The sequence below is a fragment of the Lysinibacillus fusiformis genome (genome assembly GCF_003049525.1).
Lineage (GTDB): Bacteria > Bacillota > Bacilli > Bacillales_A > Planococcaceae > Lysinibacillus > Lysinibacillus fusiformis.
Genome location: NZ_PYWL01000002.1, coordinates 705,741 through 723,184, shown reverse-complemented (window position 1 = coordinate 723,184; position 17,444 = coordinate 705,741). Strand labels below are relative to the sequence as shown.

The following is a 17,444-nucleotide window of genomic DNA, read 5'->3' as shown; positions in this document are numbered from 1 at the left end:
TCAGCTCCAATCAACTCAGATGTTAAAGTGAAATTACACTAAAAAAACAACAATATGCTTTAACAGAGCCTTTTCATAATTAAATGCAACTTAATTGTATGGAAAACTGTTTCCATGTACAATATCTATAATTCCTATCTGTACCGGTAAAGGAGAATATCTATGCAAAAATATCAACAAATTATGTCAGATTTAATTTCTCAAATGGAAAATGAGTTCATAACAGTTGGGACAAAATTACCCTCCATTCGAGAATTGAAAAATCAATATGGATGTAGTACAGAAACGGTCTTGAAAGCACTTCATGAACTGAAATACCAACACCGTATTTTTTCTGTTCCAAAAAAAGGTTTCTATGTACTTTCCGCACCCAATCATCTCTCATCAACGGGAACAACGATGATTGATTTAGCTACTGCCACCCCCGAACACTCTATGTTCCCATACACAGAATTTCAGCATTGTTTAAATCAAGCAATCGAAATCCAACAAAGTGGGCTTTTCTCATACGGAATGACAGTAAATGGGCTTCCCTCATTAGTCCAAGAAATCAAAAAAAAACTTGAGGATTATCAAATTTTCGCAAATGAAAGTGAAATTGTTATCACTACAGGAACTCAACAAGCACTCTATATTTTGGCTCAAATCTCGTTTCCCAATCAAAGTGATACCATACTAATTGAACAACCAACCTACCATTTATTTAATCAATTAGTTGAAACAACAGGATTGAAGTGCATGGGTATTAGACGTGACAAAAATGGAATCGATTTAAACGATTTAGAGCAGATTTTTGCAAAATACCAAATTAAATTTTTCTACACCATCCCTAGATTCCATAACCCTCTAGGGACTTCCTATACGAAAAAGGAGAAGCTAGCCATTTTGGACTTAGCCCAAAAATACAATGTATATATTGTAGAAGATGATTATTTAGCAGATTTCGAGGTGGATAAAAAAGTGGATCCCATGTTTGCTTATGATATTAATGAGAGGGTCATATATGTCAAAAGCTTTTCAAAAATTATTTTTCCTGGCTTACGTATAGGGGTTATTGTGCTTCCTTCGAAAATTCTCCATCCTTTTAAATCGTTAAAAAGGGTGATTGATTACGATACAAACCTTGTCACACAAGGGGCTTTAGAACTTTATTTAAAGAGTGGGATGTTTGATAGTCATAGCGCAAAACTGTCATTGAGATATGCTGAAAAATCAAATATCCTTCATCAAGAAATCGACCTTCAACTTAAAATTTGTCCAGTATCGATTGACTATGTGAAACCCACTTCGCTCGATACAAAAACACATCTTTCTTTACCACGAAGGATAAATGCAATGGAATTAATCAGACATATGAAAATTGAAAAGGTTTTATTAAGGGAAATCGGTGAGAATTATTTATCGAATTTTCCAAAAGAAAATATTCTAAAAATTGATGTAAGAAATACAAATAAACAAGATATTCAAACAGGAATTCAAAAATTATTTCAAATGATTGGTCGAATGGGGTAATACTACCCCTGTTCTTTTCTATATACAATGATGGTTTTTTCATAAAAAATCTTTAATAATTAAAAATAACCCTAAAAGTAGTATTAAGAAATACCAGAAACCCATTTTCCCAGGCCTTTTTATAACAAGACATAAACGTTTATTGGAAGATTCTTACTGACTTTTATCTTACCTAAGGCAGCTTATTAATTTTTGTTATGAAAAGGTTGATCAAAATGGGTTTTATTTCTTAACGAATGCTCTCTCCTCTACTTTGTTACTTTTCTCATGATTATCTCGATGGGACCTCTATTATATTTTCGTCTCCATAACACAGAGAATAGCATACTGCCGACAAAAAAAAGACACGAGAATAGTAGGGAAAAAGCTATCGTTTGATGCTCAAGCCGGTTTAACACAATTAAAATACCAATTCCAATAAAGACGTGGCTTACATAATGAGTCAATGTCAATTGACCTGTATGTATCATGGCGCGGATTAGTCCATTTTCAGCAAATCTTTCCGTAATATAAATGGAACCAACAATAACAATAAGTGCCGTTGCTGTATTGGAAACGATGTAAAAGACATTCGGAGGGATTGGTCCTGTTTCAAAGAGAAACCACGCGCTATCTGCATCCAGAACGGACTTGGTTGTTACATTCATCAATATTTCAGACATGATTTCTGTTAAAACCGTTATAGAAAAGCCAGCAATTAGCAATTTTTTTCTTACGGTATCATTTGTTAAATCTAATCTACCTAAAATTAGCCCTATGAAAAAGAAACCAACCCAAGGAAGTACAGGATGATAACCATTGAAAAACAAGTTTCTCAGAAACCCTTCAACTGTCCAAAAATCAAGATATGTCAATAAGAATTGTTCAGGGTCCCATCCTGCCATATAATTAAAGATTATTTGAAACGTTTGTGCTGTAACTAACACAACACTTGTTAATAGGATGATTGTTTTGTTTGATGACACGAAAAAAAATGAGGCGATGAGCATATATACACCATAATAATGTAATATGTCTCCTGACCAGCCTACAGCATACAAAATCATGCCTAACACAAACAGAAAAAGGGATCGTTTCCGTAAATTCCTATTATTTTGTTTTATCAGTATTTGGGATTCCGTGGTTCTTGCCTTGGCTGTCATTAAAGAGATTCCTATCCCAGCCAATATTACAAATATGGCGGAAGCGCGTCCTTGAAAGAGGCTTTGAACCCATATCAACCATGTAGGGCCATTCCCATCTGCGCCCGTAATGACGCCAAAATTTACGACTAACATACCAAACATGGCTACAGCTCGAGCAAAATCAAGTCCTTCTATACGTTTACTAACATGCCTCTTCGTCATAGCGGTTGTTCTCTCAATACACTTTCTACAGCTTCTTTCCATATTCCTTTGTAATCTAATTTGCTGCCAGTTAACATGAAATTCCCTATATTATCGATGACCATTGTAAGCATATGGGCTTTTAATTCAATATCCGTATCACTTATCGCTTCAATTTCTACAGCATAGATAAATAAATCGTGATAGCTCTTTAAATAACCTGCTTGAACATCCAGAAGCCTCGTCATATATTTCTCATCCCGTGAAGCTAACAACATGTATTGATTAAAAATTTTATTGAAATGCGTATCCGATTTTTGCTCGTCAATCGATTGGTAACCAATTTCCAAAAGCTTTTGTTTGAGATTTATTTTTGTAATATCACTGTAATCAAAAGTGTTTCCTAACTCAATCTCCTTGCAAATTTCATCAAATAAATACTCAATTAATTCATCCTTGGATTTAAAGTAATAGTAGATAGCAGGTTTAGATATTCCAACCTCCGTCGCAATCATTGACAAACTCGTTTTATCAAAGCCTGTTTCAGAAAACATAACATATGCTGTTTCTAAAATTTTTTTAAATGTTTCTTCGCGATTACGCATAGTATACCTCCAGAAATTTTTATTTACCTACCGGTAAGTAGATAATATCGTAAATTATTTTTTAAATCAAGTACTATTTAGGTTATTCCTAAAAACCTGTGTGAACGCAAAAAAACTGTACAGACTCACCTTCAGTTTGCACTGGTTTTTTGGAGAAAATGACATCGTCGACGGAAACTTCTAATAATTGGAATTATTCTTCTTGTTGAACTAAACTGCATCGTTAGCTCAATAAGAAAAAAGAGCTGCCTATGCAACTCAATGATCTTCAAGCAAAGGACCCATTAGTTGAACAAGCACCTTCACTTCTATTACAAATTATGTTCGAAATGCGCAACTAACTTTAATAAATTATTTCCATAATCTATTTAATAATATATAGTTAGGTTGTATTAATATAAGGTTTAGGTTTTTTAAAATATCGCTAAACCCAACAATTAAATACCTCACTATTACAATTTGGAGGGAGATTACCAAATGGAAAAGATAAAGAACGAACAAATTGAAATTGAAATAGCGCCCCTCAAAGCTGAAGATCGCAGTCGATGGAATGTCTTGGCACGGAGCTATAAAGCATTTTACGAAACGGAGCTCCCAGACAAGAGTTACGATGAAGTCTGGGAGTGCTTGCTAAACGACCAAAAAATTTTCGGTTTAGGAGCATACCTTCAAGGAAACTTGGTCGGCTTCACTCACTTCCTATTCCATCGCACAATCTGGATGGAAAAAGCATGTTACTTACAAGACCTCTTCGTAGATGAAACTGCTCGCGGGCATGGTGTTGCTCGCGCACTCATTGAGCAGGTAGCTCAAATTGCTCGTGAACATGACTCTACTAAACTTTACTGGCAAACTCGTTATGACAATACTACCGCTCGAGCTCTTTACGATAAGATTGCGCATCACAAAGGTTTCATACGTTACGATTATCCGCTAAATTAGAACAAGCTTGGTATCCGGCTTCCATAGGTAAGCGGATACCTTTAACAATGCTTCGCTTTTCGTGTCAAATTCGACATAAAACCACCCCGTAAATGTTAGTTTGGTGTCTAACATTTACGGGGCAGTTCATTTATTAAGATAAGGTATTTAGGTTTATCTTTTTATTAAACTGGGCATTTTGGAAATTTTACATATAGCGCGATTCAATCTCCTATTTCTTCTATTTTCATATCCTCTACATTCTTATATCTTGGTATATTCATGTTAAAATTCATTTGCACAGTACACCTTTCTATTACTTGTTTCTCGACAATTCAAGTAATATATTAAACGGTGATACTGTGCTTTTTTATGCATGAAATTGTGTGAATACCACAACAAAAAAATAGAACCTCTCTAAAAATGTCACAAATGATGTGGCTATTTCGTTTTAAGGTAAAGGAGGAATAAAAGATGAAACATATTGTCGTATTGGGTGGAGGATTCGCAGGAATCAATTTGGTAAATGGACTAATAAAAGAGTTTGGTCATTCAATTGGAAAAGATGTGAAAATAACGTTAGTAGATAAAAACTCGTTTCATTTTCGAAAAGTGTTATTGTTTAAAATGATTATTGAGGACGCCAATTTAAAAGTTCCTTTAACAAGGTATTGTACAAATGGTGTGGAATATTTAAAGGGAGAAGTTACTGCATTTCATCACACCAAGAAAACAATTACGCTTAAAATGGAGAATGAACAAAACAACACCCTACAATATGACTATCTTGTGGTAGCACTGGGTAGTGTTGTTCAGGAGGTCTCTAGTAAACTAGGCGGGATCACATTAAGTAGTATAAAGGCCTCTCTAGATATCAGACAAAAATTACAATCACTCATACTACAAGCTAAAGCTGAAGAAAATAAAGAAGTGAGGAAAGGTTTATTGTGCGTTGCTATTATCGGTGGAGGCATTACAGGTATTGAAACAGCTGCAGAACTAACTGCTTGGTTAAAAAAAGAAGTGCAAGAAGCAGGGCTCCATTCTAATGAGGTAGAGGTCACCTTGTTTGATTCAAAGGAGCATTTATTGAGAGGGGTTCCAGTAAAGGTAAGTGAAAAACTAGTAAAAGAACTGAATAGACTAGGGATTACTATTCGTGCTAAAACGAAAGTGAAGCAGTTTGAAGATGGTCAAATCCTGTGCGCTGATGGCACTAATAAAGTAGGAGAGTGTATTTGGACGCCAGGTGTTAAAGTAAATCCATTCATTCAAACACTCCAATTTCCTTTGACTAAAGAGCATCAAATACTCTTCTCAATTTCTTCAGGGTCTGAATTCGGTTTAGGTATCTCAAATATTATTTCTGTACAAATGAATTTATTTCTTCTTCCAAAGACATCATTGCGTTTTTGTGGTGAAGAAGGTTCTAATAGTACTTTCTTTCCTGAATTCTTTTAACGAAAAATGTTTTAACAATTATTTCTTCAATTTCTTTATTCATTTAACCCCCCACAATTTTTATTTAACGTTAAATACCCACCCATTGTGAGTACAACCTCTTCAACTAAACTGCACCGTTAGCTTAAGTACATTGTTTCACAAACTCACATCTAGATTAACATAAAATCCTATTTTTAATTTAGAAGTGTTATTCAACTAAATGACGCTTTAATGAAAACGAGCGCTGATCCTTATTACAGAATCGCACCCGATTGTTGAAGAACTTTACACCTTAATCCCTCGTTACTTGATAAGGTTTTACTATTAAAGCAACTTCTCTCGGTTTAACATCAATAGACGATAACCTTTTTATATCTATCCACAACTTTTATTTATTTTCCATTTCCCTGAAATGGCAGATAACATTAACCATGGCTCTATTACCATATTGATTAAAACATGAGCTATAATTGGTGCAAGGGTGCTCCTTCCAGTATAAATATAGAGCATAGCAAGAAGACAACCTAAGATCGTAGTTGAAAGAATTGCTGGAAGTGCAATTTTTATATCGCCTCGCAATAATACCCATGCACCATGAACAATCCCAAACGTAATTCCTGAGATTAACACTTGTGAAAGATATGGAAATCTAATAGATAATAGATAATCCATGAGCAAATGTCTAAATACAATCTCTTCTACTATTCCACTTACAATAGCAGCCCATATACCAATTAATTTAAGCCAAGAAAATGTTAATAAATTTCTTTTCACATAAGGTATTGCAATCATTGTATAGGAAATATACCCTATAACAATTAATAAAGTGAAAACCCACATAGGTAAATTCAGTAACATTTCCGGTGAAAATCCCAATCCATTCTCAATAAACCTCTTAGGATTATTTATATACCAATAAATAACACTTATTGTAAGCATACTTGATATGCTTACTAATATCCCTCCCGTCTTAATTCGGTCTTTTAGCGTTGTAATCTCGTTCATACTAGCTGCCTCCTTGAGTTATATTTTTAAATTACTTTTGTTAAAGCCAAATATAACGACATCAAAGTTTAGCAACAATACTTTACGAGTAACATGTCTTTATTGTTAGGTGAAATGCTTTTTATTACATATAACCTGCATTATTCGAATCGTAATTTATGCTATATTTTAGGGAGAGGTGATAGAGATGAAGATAGAAATAAAAATTGATACACAAATCGATGAACCATATATAACAATCTGCGTGTCCAAATTAACACCAGCTATTCAGGCTGCAATCTCACTCTTACAACAAGAAAATAAACAAATTTTAACAGGGACTGCAAACAATAAAGTACATATTATCGAACCTCATACTGTAATTGTTATTAGAACAGAAGGAAAAGAATTAGTACTATATAGCGACGATGGTAATCGTGTTATTATGAGTAAACCTTTATATGAGTTAGAACAGCAGCTAGGTGATGATTTTATCCGGATTTCTAAATCAGCAATAATTAATCCTAGAAAAATCAGAAATATTGAAGCATCCTTTAATGGAACAATGGAAATTGAGCTTATTTTAGGAATAAAAGAAGTGATTTCTCGTAATTATAAAAAAACTTTTAAAGAGCGTTTGGGGGTATAGTTACATGAACATTTACAAGAGTTTAGGATACGGTATAAGTATTGGATGTACAGTGTTTGTTATTGTTAATCTTATTGGATATTGGTTTAAAGGAGATTTATTTTTAGATGCTGTTATGGCTACTTTTCCTCAACAAGTATTAGGATCAATTATTGTTGGAATTGCATGTATACTCCCTTCTTACATCTATAGAATAGATCGTTTAACATTCTTACAACAAAGTGCTTGTCATTTTTTTATAGCTATAGGTACCTTTATAGTTGTTGCCTTTTCTTTAAAATGGATTCCTACATTTTCGATAACACTAACTATCCTGTTGTTGCTATTCAATGTATTAATTTTTGCATTTGTTTGGCTGTTATTTTATTTTTATAGTCAAACAGAAGTAAAAAAAATGAAGAAAAAAATTATAGAGCATACAGACAGTAGTAATAATCAATAGATTCTTTGATAGAATTTCAATAATTCAAGAGGCTAGTCAACCAAAATAAGCCTCTTTTACAATTATCACTGCCGTATGAACAAAGATTCTTCAACTAAATTGCTCCGTTAATTTAAGTACTTCTCTTCACAATCGCCATGTCCAATTTAATTATCGTATTTTATTCAATTAATTGGCATTTTCCACGAATAAAGACGCTTTCCTTATTACAGAAAAGCGTCCGATTGTGGAACAAAAAGTAATTCTGCCTTTTGCTTATTAAACTAAAGCCCCCTTTAATTTCAAACTGACTTAATTTATCATGAAATTTTTAAGAATTTACCTATCACCATTATCATCAGGTGGTGATGGGGGCAATACTAATGGAGGATGCCATCTTTCAGCTGCCTCTTCAAACGGATTTCTAAGCCTATTTGAATACTCTGTTCCATTCGCTCTAGTCAGTATTTCTAATAATTCTCTTGAAATAGTGAAACTATAATTGCTTCGGCTTATTGGCACGTTGATCAGCTGCCTTCCTTTAATTAAAATTTAGATAAAAAGAAATTTATTCCAATTCAGCAATTACAGTATACTCAATATCCCCATAGAATTTTTCATCATCATTTGCACCGTTAGCAATTATTTGAACTTCCACCCAAGATTTATCTTGTTGCATTGGTCCTCCTAATGCTCTAATATTTAATTCTTTCATAGGTGAATCACTTCTAAACGAAAACCCGCACAAAGATACATATGCAGCTTTTACATTTCCAGAAAACTGTATTGTATCTTTGTATAAATATCTCCCAGGCTGCTGTGCATGATTAATTTTATTCCTTTGAAGCGCACCTATAAACCTAAACTCTATAGCCATTTATATACCAACTCCTTCTTTGTACATATTGAATTTAGGTTGTGAATATTCCAAGATTTAATGCAATATTATTGGGACTTTAAAGAATTCTAAATTTCAGATTGCATATGTTCTTTCTTAATTAATCTCTATAAAAATTTCAATTTGAGTAAGTATTCAATTTTCCATGATATTCTTATTCAATTAAATGGCCCGATTGCTGAATAAGGAAAAGTCCTGCATATAAAAGGATTTTTGATCAAACTTTTATAAATTATCATTCTAAGATCTAAAAAACAGTTCATCTTTTTTATAAACGGTATAACTTTTTTATAAATGGTACAACTTTCTTACAAACGGTATAACTTTTTTATAAATGGTACAACTTTCTTACAAACGGTTAAACTTTGTTTTAAAGATACACCCGTCCTACCCTATATACTTCCGGGACCGTTTATCGTTGCACAAAAAAAACACACTCCTGGCATTAGCCTGACTTGGTTCAGCTGATGCTCGGGGCGTGATTGATTTAAAAGACTTCACAAAAAAGTGAAAAAGTTTGTTGTAACTCTTCAGCTTTCTTACTTCTATTTTGCTCATAATAAGGATTCACATAGAAAATACAATTTTCTATATTTGATGATTCATATTCATCCATGACCAAAATACCTTTATCTTCCTTTTTCTTTAAAGCCAATAATACATCAATATAAATAAACCGTCCTTTGCATTGTAGCTTCGGACAGACGTTTATCAAACCCAAAATCATTGGCAATAATAAGACTGATGGCTATGGCACTATGTTGTCAGTTTAATACAAGTGAATATGCTACTTCATCGAAGGTCGGATCATAGCCGAGCTGCGCTTTTACTGACTCAATTTGGCATCAATTGTTCTATTGTCTCAAAATATACTTGATTTTAGTGTTATGTTTAATTAATTTATATTACTTATAAGAAAAGATATGCATTGATTATAACTTAATTTTTTCATTCTTTCTTTGATAGAAAGAAAAACATAACCAATCCATGCATCATCATAATGATGAGGAAAATATAATAGAAAAAAAACCTAGAGAAAAAACAATACATAGTAATCAATATAGTACTCATATATTAATAGAGAGCAACTAATAAGCCGACGAAGCGAGTGTTTGCAAGGTTTTCACGACTTATTAGATTCCGCAAATGGTTTATCCGCTAAAAATGACGAAAAGAAATGGTTCATACACACAACCATTTCAACTATCCTCAATATAGGTAACCCACGAAAAAAGTCATCCACATAATTAAATGGATTTAGTTTTCAAAATCCCACTATTCCACAGCTTGAATTAGATTAAAAATCCATAAATAAGGCAGCACCCAAACTTTTTCCTGGTGCTACCAACAAATTATTCTATTTTTTTAATTATTTAAGCTGGACATTGTACATGTGCATGTATTTCCTCATGACAAATAGCCCTTTCTGAATGATTTTTTCAGAAAAGGCACTTATTGAAACTGCTCAGGAACATCCCAATTTGCGTCTTTGTATGAACTAGCAATGAGATAGCGTAATGGCTGCTCTTCTTGCAAAATACGTTTTGTCTGAAGCCTTAAAGTTTTACGGAAAAATGCCCCAAGCACTTTAACATTGCTAGTTTGGCGTTCAAGCTCTCGTACACTAACGCTTAAAATATCGGCCATGACAGCTTTCACCGTTGACATAGCTTTTTCATTCGCCTCAACAGCATAATACATTGGTGTAATGACTTCTTGCTTGCAAGCAAACTGGATGTCTTGCAATTCATCTTTTGTATAGCGAACACTACTCGATCTCAATAGTGAAGACAATGTATTGTGAGCTGATGCCTGGAATTGGTCAAACTCCGGATCTTGTTTTCTTTCTCTGAAAGCTGTTTCTGTAAATTTCAATTCATACAAATCATCTAGTTCCTGTTTAACTTGAATCAAACTATTCTGGTCATAGAATACACGTTGCAACCATTTGTTAAATATCTTCTTAGACTGCTGGAATTTTTTAAACAACGTGGTTTTCTTGCGTTTTAACCATGTACTACGCTTACGCGAATACTCCCTATAAAGACCATTTATAAGGTCGAGTAACCCTAATAAACCGCGTACATCGCGCGCTTTAATGAAACCTCTTAAAAAGTTACTACTAAAAATAACTTTTGGTACATAGAAGTAACCAGGTATCTTAGGATCTTTTGCAGTAGGCACATAAGCAGCCACTATTGGAAGTTGAATATATGTACGACCATTTATTCGGTCAATGTTTATTAAACCAATGTCAAAAAGACGATGATAACCATTATGTATCGAACTATAGGGAAGATTACGTTTTTCGCATTCTTCCTTTAAATTTAAATCTTGCTCCAGAATAAGGCCCACTTCATCACAAAGTGAGCGTAATAATAAGTATGTAACTAAAGAAGAAGCAGTCATTTTTTTCTTCGGATCATGCACATATTCAAACTCGTACTTGTTTAAACACTCTAATTCTTTGTCAAAAAATTGAATACCATCAACTACTTTTACATTCATCTTCCTGCTCCTCCTTTCGTTGTTCTTAGTCATTAAGCATGGTTATTTTGTTTTTGCATAATTATTAATCTCACGTAGTTTAGTCCATTCATCCATAAACAGAACTTCCTTAAAATTTCCATTCCCTTTAGTTTGCAATTTTATTTTTTCATTGCTATTTAAGTTAACATGGTCATAATCCCAACCACTTACCTTAATGCCGTAGTATTTCTCGTCCACAATACTTTCGAACATTAAGTACAGGCGTCCATGTTGGCTATATTTCTCTATATATACTAAGTCTTTCTCGATAAAAGGCTCATTTTTTAAGTAATCATACTCGAATAGCAAGAAAGCCATATACACTACTAAAGGTATAAAAATTATTAAAATTATATATTTAGAAAGTCTATCTCTATGATTTACAGGGCATTATATACAAATCCTCCTACTGTATAAAATCTCAAAAATGATGCTTTTCACGCATTAATTAACTTAGCTTAGATACCACAAATGTTTCTATTGAATCAAAGTAGTATATTGTAATTACTCCACCTATAAATACTATCCAAGTCATAATTGAAAAAGTAATTATCTCTGATTATCTTTTTTGAGGCATTGGCAATCTAAATATAAAAAATATTATCGTTACAATTAGCATAATAAAAATCACGATAGGAAAGAAAATTGCATACAATTCAGCTTGGCACCTTTCATCGTATTAACTGAAAATTATCCTCAAATTGTTCAGTAATTATTTGAATCGTCAATTAATAAAATCCTTGTTGTAAAAAGACCTTTCAGTTCCATCACTTATACGAAAAATTCGTTTTCCTCCGTTAGTGGTTGATTCAATATCGATTTCTAATACATTTTCTATTACTTCTTGCTTTTGCATTGAGCGTCTACCGTTCCCTACTAAGTTCGTTACTATTACACCTACTAATTCCATTCAGTCTACTTCCCTTCTGCACATTTTTTATCTATAATTTTAAAAAACCCTTTTTTAAATATACATATTAAAGAAAGAGAGGATGTTTCTTCTTGCAGTTTCCATATCGTAATGATCTTAGAAAAATTTTAATACCCTACCTAAACAATCTTGATGAGGAATTTTGGTTTAAGAAATCAGCTTACTATCCAAATAATCTAGCTTGGATTATTTCTCATATATCAAGTAGCGAAGACTATTGGGTTAATGAAATCGGACTAAAAAAGAGTTGTATTTTAAATCTAAATAATGATAGTTCACCTAAAGAAATATTAGATAGCTATATTCAAATCAGAAATTATTCAGATGACATCCTACACACATTAGAAGATTCACAACTTAATAAATTAGTTGAAGTTCCTAAATTTTCTGATGGATGGACGCCTCCTTCAATACCTACACTTAATTGGTTGTTTAATCATGTTTACACGCATGAAGCATACCATGTTGGACAAATCTCCGTTATAGCAAGTATTAATGGATTTCAAAAGCCATTATTTTAGTTAAGCCACCAGGGGGAAATTCTCCCCCTCTTTACTGCACACTTTCTTTCTATTGTGCTGTTATTCTTCTTTATGTTCCGCCTCATACACCTCTATCGAGATAGGTTGTATATGACATTCAGATGTCATTGCTTGTTCAGCTACAAAAGGTACTAGTCTAAGTTGTGCTTCATTATATTTTGTCGTTGCATATTCTTCAGTAACGCCTATCTTGATTTTCACAAATGCAGGTGCAGCATTCCCTTCTGCATCATGAGCTAATTTGGCTGCTGGTGATACTTTATAAGCAAATTCTGTATTCATCAGTATTCCTCCTTTTGAACCTTCTAAAGGGTTATAATAGGATGTAGTGGCAGAGGAAAGATCAATAGTGGCCACTTTGTTAAAAGAATTGATAAAAATTTGTTTGTATGTTTCTATTTTTTTGTCGTTTTCTTCTTTAAATTCTTGCCACTCAGAATATTCCCCAACAGCATCTGTGACAGATTCAGCCACCATATATTCATCTGTACCAAATAAAAACTCATATGCTGCTATGAACCCTATTTTTTTAATGTTTCTTCACTTAACATCATTAGAACCTCCTTTAAATTCATTAGTTAAAAACTCAATGAGGAACACTAAATAATCTAATGTTCCCTGTTCAGCTTTTAATCTTTTAAATAAACTTCAGTCCATTCCTGAGCAATTTCTGCTTCTCTTGTTTTAATGGCATGGATACGGGCATCTTCATCCCTTTCTATGCTCTCAGCTATTTCCTTCGCTATTTCTTTTGCTCTTAAAGCTGCATGTTCAACCATTGCTAATTCAACTTTTTTTTGATTTTTGATGATTTCACAGATATGCTCAATTTCTATTTCGTAATGCTTAACGGTCTTTTCCGTAATTGGATAATTATGTTCCTCTAGAAAAGAACCCTCTATTTTATCTAGATCTTGTTCTCTCAAAATGAAATCTCTGTTTTCTAAAAACTCTTTAATTGTATTTAATTTTTTAAGTACCGGTATTTTTTTAAAAGAATGATGTTTAGCTATAAGTTCTAACCTATAAGGAAATACAACACCTATAAATAAAAGTGATACATCAAGAATAAATAAACCCATTACATAATTACGGATACTGATAGGTGCTTCACCTTTTATCACTTCTATTAAGGTTATAAATAAGGTACCCACCCCACCTATAAGTAAGAATAAGTGAAAACAAACTGGTATTAATATAGTTGAAACTATCTCTCCCAAACGACTATTGTATTGGTATAGCCACCTTTTAGTACCCCATTTCAACGTTTTCCCCTCCTTGATGAAATAATTTTTTTGATTTTTTTATTCAATCATTTCTCGTCCACTTTCAAACTTTTTCCCATCGTTGTAGCCATTCCGCCAAGCTACATCATCACCAGCTTTCTTTGGTGAAGGTATATTAAGAGAAGTTAAAGAAAGCAAATTATAATATTGAATTACTAATGGATCTTGGACAACTATAAGCTCCAATGATTCTGATTTGTTTTGTTCTAAGAATTTTCGATTTAATCCTGCAAGATAGCCCTCAATATAATCATTTTTGAATTGATGTTTTCTTTTCCATTTTCTTTTGATTTCTGGCCTTAGTAAAAAAGCTTTAGAATGGTAATGAATAGATGCCCTAGCAAAGTTGTAAATCATTACAGCAATCTGTACATCTTCTTCTAAACCAACAAAACGAATTTCTGCTTGATAAGAATCTATTGTATTTCTGTAGTAGCTGCATCTAAAATGCCGGCCAATAATTTGGGCCAATCTTCTATGCCACCAAATTAATTTATTTCTGTAAACTCTTTCATTAACTACAGTTTTATTATTTACATGACTAGAAATAAGTTCTGATTCCTGAATATTGTGTTTCAACATAAGCTTTCTTGCCTGTAACATAGCCGTTTGTGACTCTTCATCCGTAGCATCTTTTGCTAAAGTGAGTAGTTTTTGAATTTTGATTTTAATAGATTCGCTCAACTTCATTAGAACCTCCTTTTATATTTAAAAACCTAATGAGGAACACTAAATAATTTAATGTCCCCTGTTCAGCTTTTAATCTTTCAAATTGTTAATTCATGCGCTCGCATAATTTGCACCTGTCCAGCAAAGTTGACCCTATATTGATTTTTAGGTAAAATCTCCTCAATCTCCCCTGGCTTCTTTAAAACAATTGGGCAGTAAGCTTCTAAATACGTATATGCCTCATAATCACTTTCTGGTGTAATGGCAACATGTACCTTGTCACCGACAATAAATGTTGGTTGATCTTTTTCATCTTTTTCTAATACATCGTATATTGTGACTTGTCCTAATGCTTCCATTGCTTCAAAATGTGTCATTACGTCACCTCACCTCATTAATCCAAAGATATTTCGATAAAGTTCTCTTTGTGCTAAATAGTGATTGTGTCGTAATTTTTTTTGATGATTTTGTAGTATCGATACCATTTCTTCTTGGAAGGTTAATACTCTAGGAAACAGGTTATTTTGATTCTTTGGAGCAGGGAGAAATAGTTGTAATTCTCTACAGCCTGTCCCCATTTCTCCACTGACACAAAGATTGAATGGAATTGGCACAATATTTAAAGAGTCAAAAAACGTTTTTCTCAAATGAAAGGCTGCACCTTTCCCCACTTTTCCAATGACAAGGGCATTGGAAGTTCTATCAAAAGCATCCACAAAAAGTATCTGTCCGTTTTCATCTACTGAGTTCATTTGTTTTCCCCCTTTGCTTTTATGTCATAAAGTGTTATTTAAAATGCAGTTCACAAAAATATAAAGTATATGAATTTCCATAAAGTCCAAAGGATCTTCTTCTTTCTTATGAAGAAGTAGGTAGTCTGATAAATAAGCAAGTGACTGATAGTAATTACGGTCTGTCATAGCACTTAGAGATCGTTGCAAATCGTCAGACCGTTCAAAGTCTTTGAATACATTAAGAGATGGCAAAACAGCCGACTCAAATTGAATAATCGATATTTCAATTTATTGCGTCATAATAGAAAAAATATGGGTAAAGACCTCCTGATTGGTAGAAACCCCTGTCAAATTTCCCATTAATAAATCGCTGTACTCGCTACGAGTAATAAGATAAATTTTTTGTGACCTTTCTAAGTACGATTTTATGTACGTTACATCAGCTATTGAGGGGTGGTAGATTCTCTCATCACCTAAACACTGATACGTCATAATAGGATTTTCTGGTATTGGACTACGAAAAAATCGTTGAAACATTGCTACTCTCCTTTTGATACTGCATTACTGAAGTATTTGAGGTACCTCACTTCTACATATTTTCTTCCTCAAAATAATCAAATTCATCAATTGTATACCATTTATTATCGATTTTTATTTTTTAAAATGGTATTTTAGATAAAGGAAAAGATATGGTTGAATCTTCTTTTACAGCAAGATCTTCTAACAGCGTATTTTCTTCTATGTTCCAATGGTTATACTCATAGGAGTTAATCATCATTTTGTAATAAACCTTATTGGTATCGTCTGCAAGAATTGATGCTTCATCATCCTGTTTTGCTACTTGAAGAAAAGTTACTGATATTTTTTCTTCTTTATCTTCTTTCTCTTCACATCCACTAAGGAAAAATAGAGATGATAACCCCAAAATTATTAGGCTTGCTTTTATTTTCATATACTCCACCCTTTATAAATGTGTACTTGTCATCAATACTCACTTCGGATAATCGAATCATCAGCAAGTTGAAGTCCTAACCAATAAAGTGCATCTTTTTTTAAACGATAATAGACAGAGCGACTTAAGCTCAGTTCTGCGTAGACAAAGTCATCATTTAGATATTTACCATCAGAGCTTTTTGATAAATATTTAATCTGAATAAGCTTACGATGTAATTCTGGCAGACACTCTAAGTTCGAATGAAAAGCTTCAATCCATTCAGTTGCTGAAGCTCTTTTGATTGCTGCCGATTCGGTAGAGCTATGAAAACCTCCAGAATCACCCGGTGTATCGCTCCAGCGACTAGTCATGCTAGGTAAATGGCTAGCATTAGCTTGTAACGCCATTTCAAAATACTTCTGAAAACATTTATCAAGTACCCATTTAATTAACTCTTCTTTATCTTCTCGATTAGCCATTTCAGCAGTTACAACCCTCCTTAAAAATTAGTAGTAAGTGGAATACTTAAAACTAAGCTTTATAGTTCCTCACTCGTTTATGATGTGTCTAGCACACTACCAATCTTTAAAACATGCATCAAATAAGGATTGTCCATACCTTGATAAACTACTATGCTTAATAGCTGCTGTTTGCTGTATGACTTTTGTCAAATCCCCATGTCTTCTACGTTTGGAAACGACAAAACCCACCTTATGGACCATTCCATCTGAAAATGTCATTGTCACTAATGAAACGAGCGTACCTTTTTTTGATTCGGGCATATATTTAACTCTCCCAACTTTTTACTTTTTATATTAAATATAAATAAAAACAACAGATTAAAATTATGAGAAAACACAATACATCTAACAATTCCTCACACCTTCCCATTGTTAAGGCGCAGTAATAACCTGTGCTCTACCAGAACTACGTTCGACTATTACCCATTCAACATTCGTTTTTTTGCTGAGTAGCCAATCATTCGGATCTAACCCCAATGATTGAAGATGCTGACGTTGCGAGACTGTTAATTTTTTACCATTCTTCATTGGACACCCCCC

At 33.2% G+C, this 17,444-nt stretch carries 22 protein-coding genes; 6 read left to right on the top strand and 16 right to left on the bottom strand.

Annotation, left to right across the window (positions count from 1 at the left end):
* Window positions 1-162: 162 nt before the first annotated feature.
* On the top strand, window positions 163-1,512 hold the full coding sequence (locus tag C9J29_RS08560) for an aminotransferase-like domain-containing protein (protein ID WP_107921951.1): 1,350 nt from the start codon (window positions 163-165) through the stop codon (window positions 1,510-1,512).
* A 248-nt stretch (window positions 1,513-1,760) separates the two neighbouring features.
* Here C9J29_RS08560 and C9J29_RS08555 read toward each other — a convergent pair whose 3' ends face one another.
* Together C9J29_RS08555 and C9J29_RS08550 are read right to left on the bottom strand one after the other, a co-directional pair.
* Window positions 1,761-2,858 (bottom strand): DUF418 domain-containing protein, encoded by a 1,098-nt coding sequence (locus C9J29_RS08555; protein WP_107921950.1) that lies wholly within the window; start codon window positions 2,856-2,858, stop codon window positions 1,761-1,763.
* Complete coding sequence (locus tag C9J29_RS08550; protein ID WP_107921949.1) at window positions 2,855-3,442, bottom strand: TetR/AcrR family transcriptional regulator; 588 nt, start codon at window positions 3,440-3,442, stop codon at window positions 2,855-2,857. The genes C9J29_RS08555 and C9J29_RS08550 overlap by 4 nt, the downstream gene beginning before the upstream one ends.
* A gap of 477 nt (window positions 3,443-3,919) precedes the next feature.
* Here C9J29_RS08550 and C9J29_RS08545 point away from each other — a divergent pair, with 477 nt between their 5' ends.
* Complete coding sequence (locus C9J29_RS08545; RefSeq protein WP_107921948.1) at window positions 3,920-4,384, top strand: GNAT family N-acetyltransferase; 465 nt, start codon at window positions 3,920-3,922, stop codon at window positions 4,382-4,384.
* 453 nt (window positions 4,385-4,837) lie between these two features.
* Complete coding sequence (locus C9J29_RS08540; RefSeq protein WP_107921947.1) at window positions 4,838-5,824, top strand: NAD(P)/FAD-dependent oxidoreductase; 987 nt, start codon at window positions 4,838-4,840, stop codon at window positions 5,822-5,824.
* A gap of 357 nt (window positions 5,825-6,181) precedes the next feature.
* Here C9J29_RS08540 and C9J29_RS08535 read toward each other — a convergent pair whose 3' ends face one another.
* Window positions 6,182-6,811, bottom strand: coding sequence for a CPBP family intramembrane glutamic endopeptidase (locus C9J29_RS08535; protein ID WP_107921946.1), 630 nt, complete (start codon window positions 6,809-6,811; stop codon window positions 6,182-6,184).
* Window positions 6,812-6,998: 187 nt separating this feature from the next.
* Between C9J29_RS08535 and C9J29_RS08530 the strand changes: the two genes are divergently transcribed.
* Window positions 6,999-7,439 carry a LytTR family DNA-binding domain-containing protein gene (locus C9J29_RS08530; RefSeq protein WP_107921945.1) on the top strand — a complete coding sequence of 147 codons (441 nt, stop codon included), beginning with the start codon at window positions 6,999-7,001 and terminating at the stop codon, window positions 7,437-7,439.
* Window positions 7,440-7,443: 4 nt separating this feature from the next.
* The gene (locus C9J29_RS08525) at window positions 7,444-7,881 is read left to right on the top strand and encodes a DUF3021 domain-containing protein (protein ID WP_237068780.1); all 438 of its coding nucleotides are present in this window, start codon (window positions 7,444-7,446) and stop codon (window positions 7,879-7,881) included.
* 547 nt (window positions 7,882-8,428) lie between these two features.
* On the opposite strand, the gene C9J29_RS08520 is transcribed toward C9J29_RS08525, so the two are convergent.
* From C9J29_RS08520 to C9J29_RS08505, 4 genes are all read right to left on the bottom strand, one after another.
* A complete protein-coding gene (locus C9J29_RS08520) occupies window positions 8,429-8,737 on the bottom strand; it encodes a hypothetical protein (protein WP_107921944.1) in 309 nt (102 codons plus the stop codon).
* A 1,473-nt stretch (window positions 8,738-10,210) separates the two neighbouring features.
* Window positions 10,211-11,266, bottom strand: coding sequence for a hypothetical protein (locus C9J29_RS08515; protein ID WP_107921943.1), 1,056 nt, complete (start codon window positions 11,264-11,266; stop codon window positions 10,211-10,213).
* A gap of 42 nt (window positions 11,267-11,308) precedes the next feature.
* The gene (locus C9J29_RS24100) at window positions 11,309-11,500 is read right to left on the bottom strand and encodes a hypothetical protein (RefSeq protein ID WP_128472283.1); all 192 of its coding nucleotides are present in this window, start codon (window positions 11,498-11,500) and stop codon (window positions 11,309-11,311) included.
* 511 nt (window positions 11,501-12,011) lie between these two features.
* A complete protein-coding gene (locus C9J29_RS08505; RefSeq protein ID WP_107921941.1) occupies window positions 12,012-12,197 on the bottom strand; it encodes a hypothetical protein in 186 nt (61 codons plus the stop codon).
* 92 nt (window positions 12,198-12,289) lie between these two features.
* Here C9J29_RS08505 and C9J29_RS08500 point away from each other — a divergent pair, with 92 nt between their 5' ends.
* The gene (locus C9J29_RS08500) at window positions 12,290-12,739 is read left to right on the top strand and encodes a DinB family protein (RefSeq protein WP_107921940.1); all 450 of its coding nucleotides are present in this window, start codon (window positions 12,290-12,292) and stop codon (window positions 12,737-12,739) included.
* Window positions 12,740-12,799: 60 nt separating this feature from the next.
* On the opposite strand, the gene C9J29_RS08495 is transcribed toward C9J29_RS08500, so the two are convergent.
* The 9 genes from C9J29_RS08495 to C9J29_RS24275 all read right to left on the bottom strand — a co-directional run bounded on the left by C9J29_RS08495 (window position 12,800) and on the right by C9J29_RS24275 (window position 17,432).
* Window positions 12,800-13,234 (bottom strand): hypothetical protein, encoded by a 435-nt coding sequence (locus C9J29_RS08495; protein ID WP_107921939.1) that lies wholly within the window; start codon window positions 13,232-13,234, stop codon window positions 12,800-12,802.
* Window positions 13,235-13,389: 155 nt separating this feature from the next.
* On the bottom strand, window positions 13,390-14,025 hold the full coding sequence (locus tag C9J29_RS08490; protein ID WP_107921938.1) for a hypothetical protein: 636 nt from the start codon (window positions 14,023-14,025) through the stop codon (window positions 13,390-13,392).
* Between the two features lie 39 nt (window positions 14,026-14,064).
* Complete coding sequence (locus C9J29_RS08485) at window positions 14,065-14,736, bottom strand: DUF2786 domain-containing protein (protein ID WP_107921937.1); 672 nt, start codon at window positions 14,734-14,736, stop codon at window positions 14,065-14,067.
* 77 nt (window positions 14,737-14,813) lie between these two features.
* On the bottom strand, window positions 14,814-15,092 hold the full coding sequence (locus C9J29_RS08480; protein ID WP_107921936.1) for a hypothetical protein: 279 nt from the start codon (window positions 15,090-15,092) through the stop codon (window positions 14,814-14,816).
* A gap of 9 nt (window positions 15,093-15,101) precedes the next feature.
* Window positions 15,102-15,467, bottom strand: coding sequence for a hypothetical protein (locus tag C9J29_RS08475; protein ID WP_107921935.1), 366 nt, complete (start codon window positions 15,465-15,467; stop codon window positions 15,102-15,104).
* A 640-nt stretch (window positions 15,468-16,107) separates the two neighbouring features.
* Window positions 16,108-16,401, bottom strand: coding sequence for a hypothetical protein (locus C9J29_RS08465; RefSeq protein WP_107921933.1), 294 nt, complete (start codon window positions 16,399-16,401; stop codon window positions 16,108-16,110).
* A gap of 32 nt (window positions 16,402-16,433) precedes the next feature.
* On the bottom strand, window positions 16,434-16,862 hold the full coding sequence (locus tag C9J29_RS08460) for an ArpU family phage packaging/lysis transcriptional regulator (protein ID WP_107921932.1): 429 nt from the start codon (window positions 16,860-16,862) through the stop codon (window positions 16,434-16,436).
* Between the two features lie 96 nt (window positions 16,863-16,958).
* Window positions 16,959-17,165: a hypothetical protein gene (locus C9J29_RS08455; protein ID WP_107921931.1), complete on the bottom strand. Its 207-nt coding sequence runs from the start codon at window positions 17,163-17,165 to the stop codon at window positions 16,959-16,961.
* A 111-nt stretch (window positions 17,166-17,276) separates the two neighbouring features.
* Window positions 17,277-17,432, bottom strand: coding sequence for a DUF6906 family protein (locus tag C9J29_RS24275; protein ID WP_164908699.1), 156 nt, complete (start codon window positions 17,430-17,432; stop codon window positions 17,277-17,279).
* Window positions 17,433-17,444 lie beyond the last annotated feature (12 nt).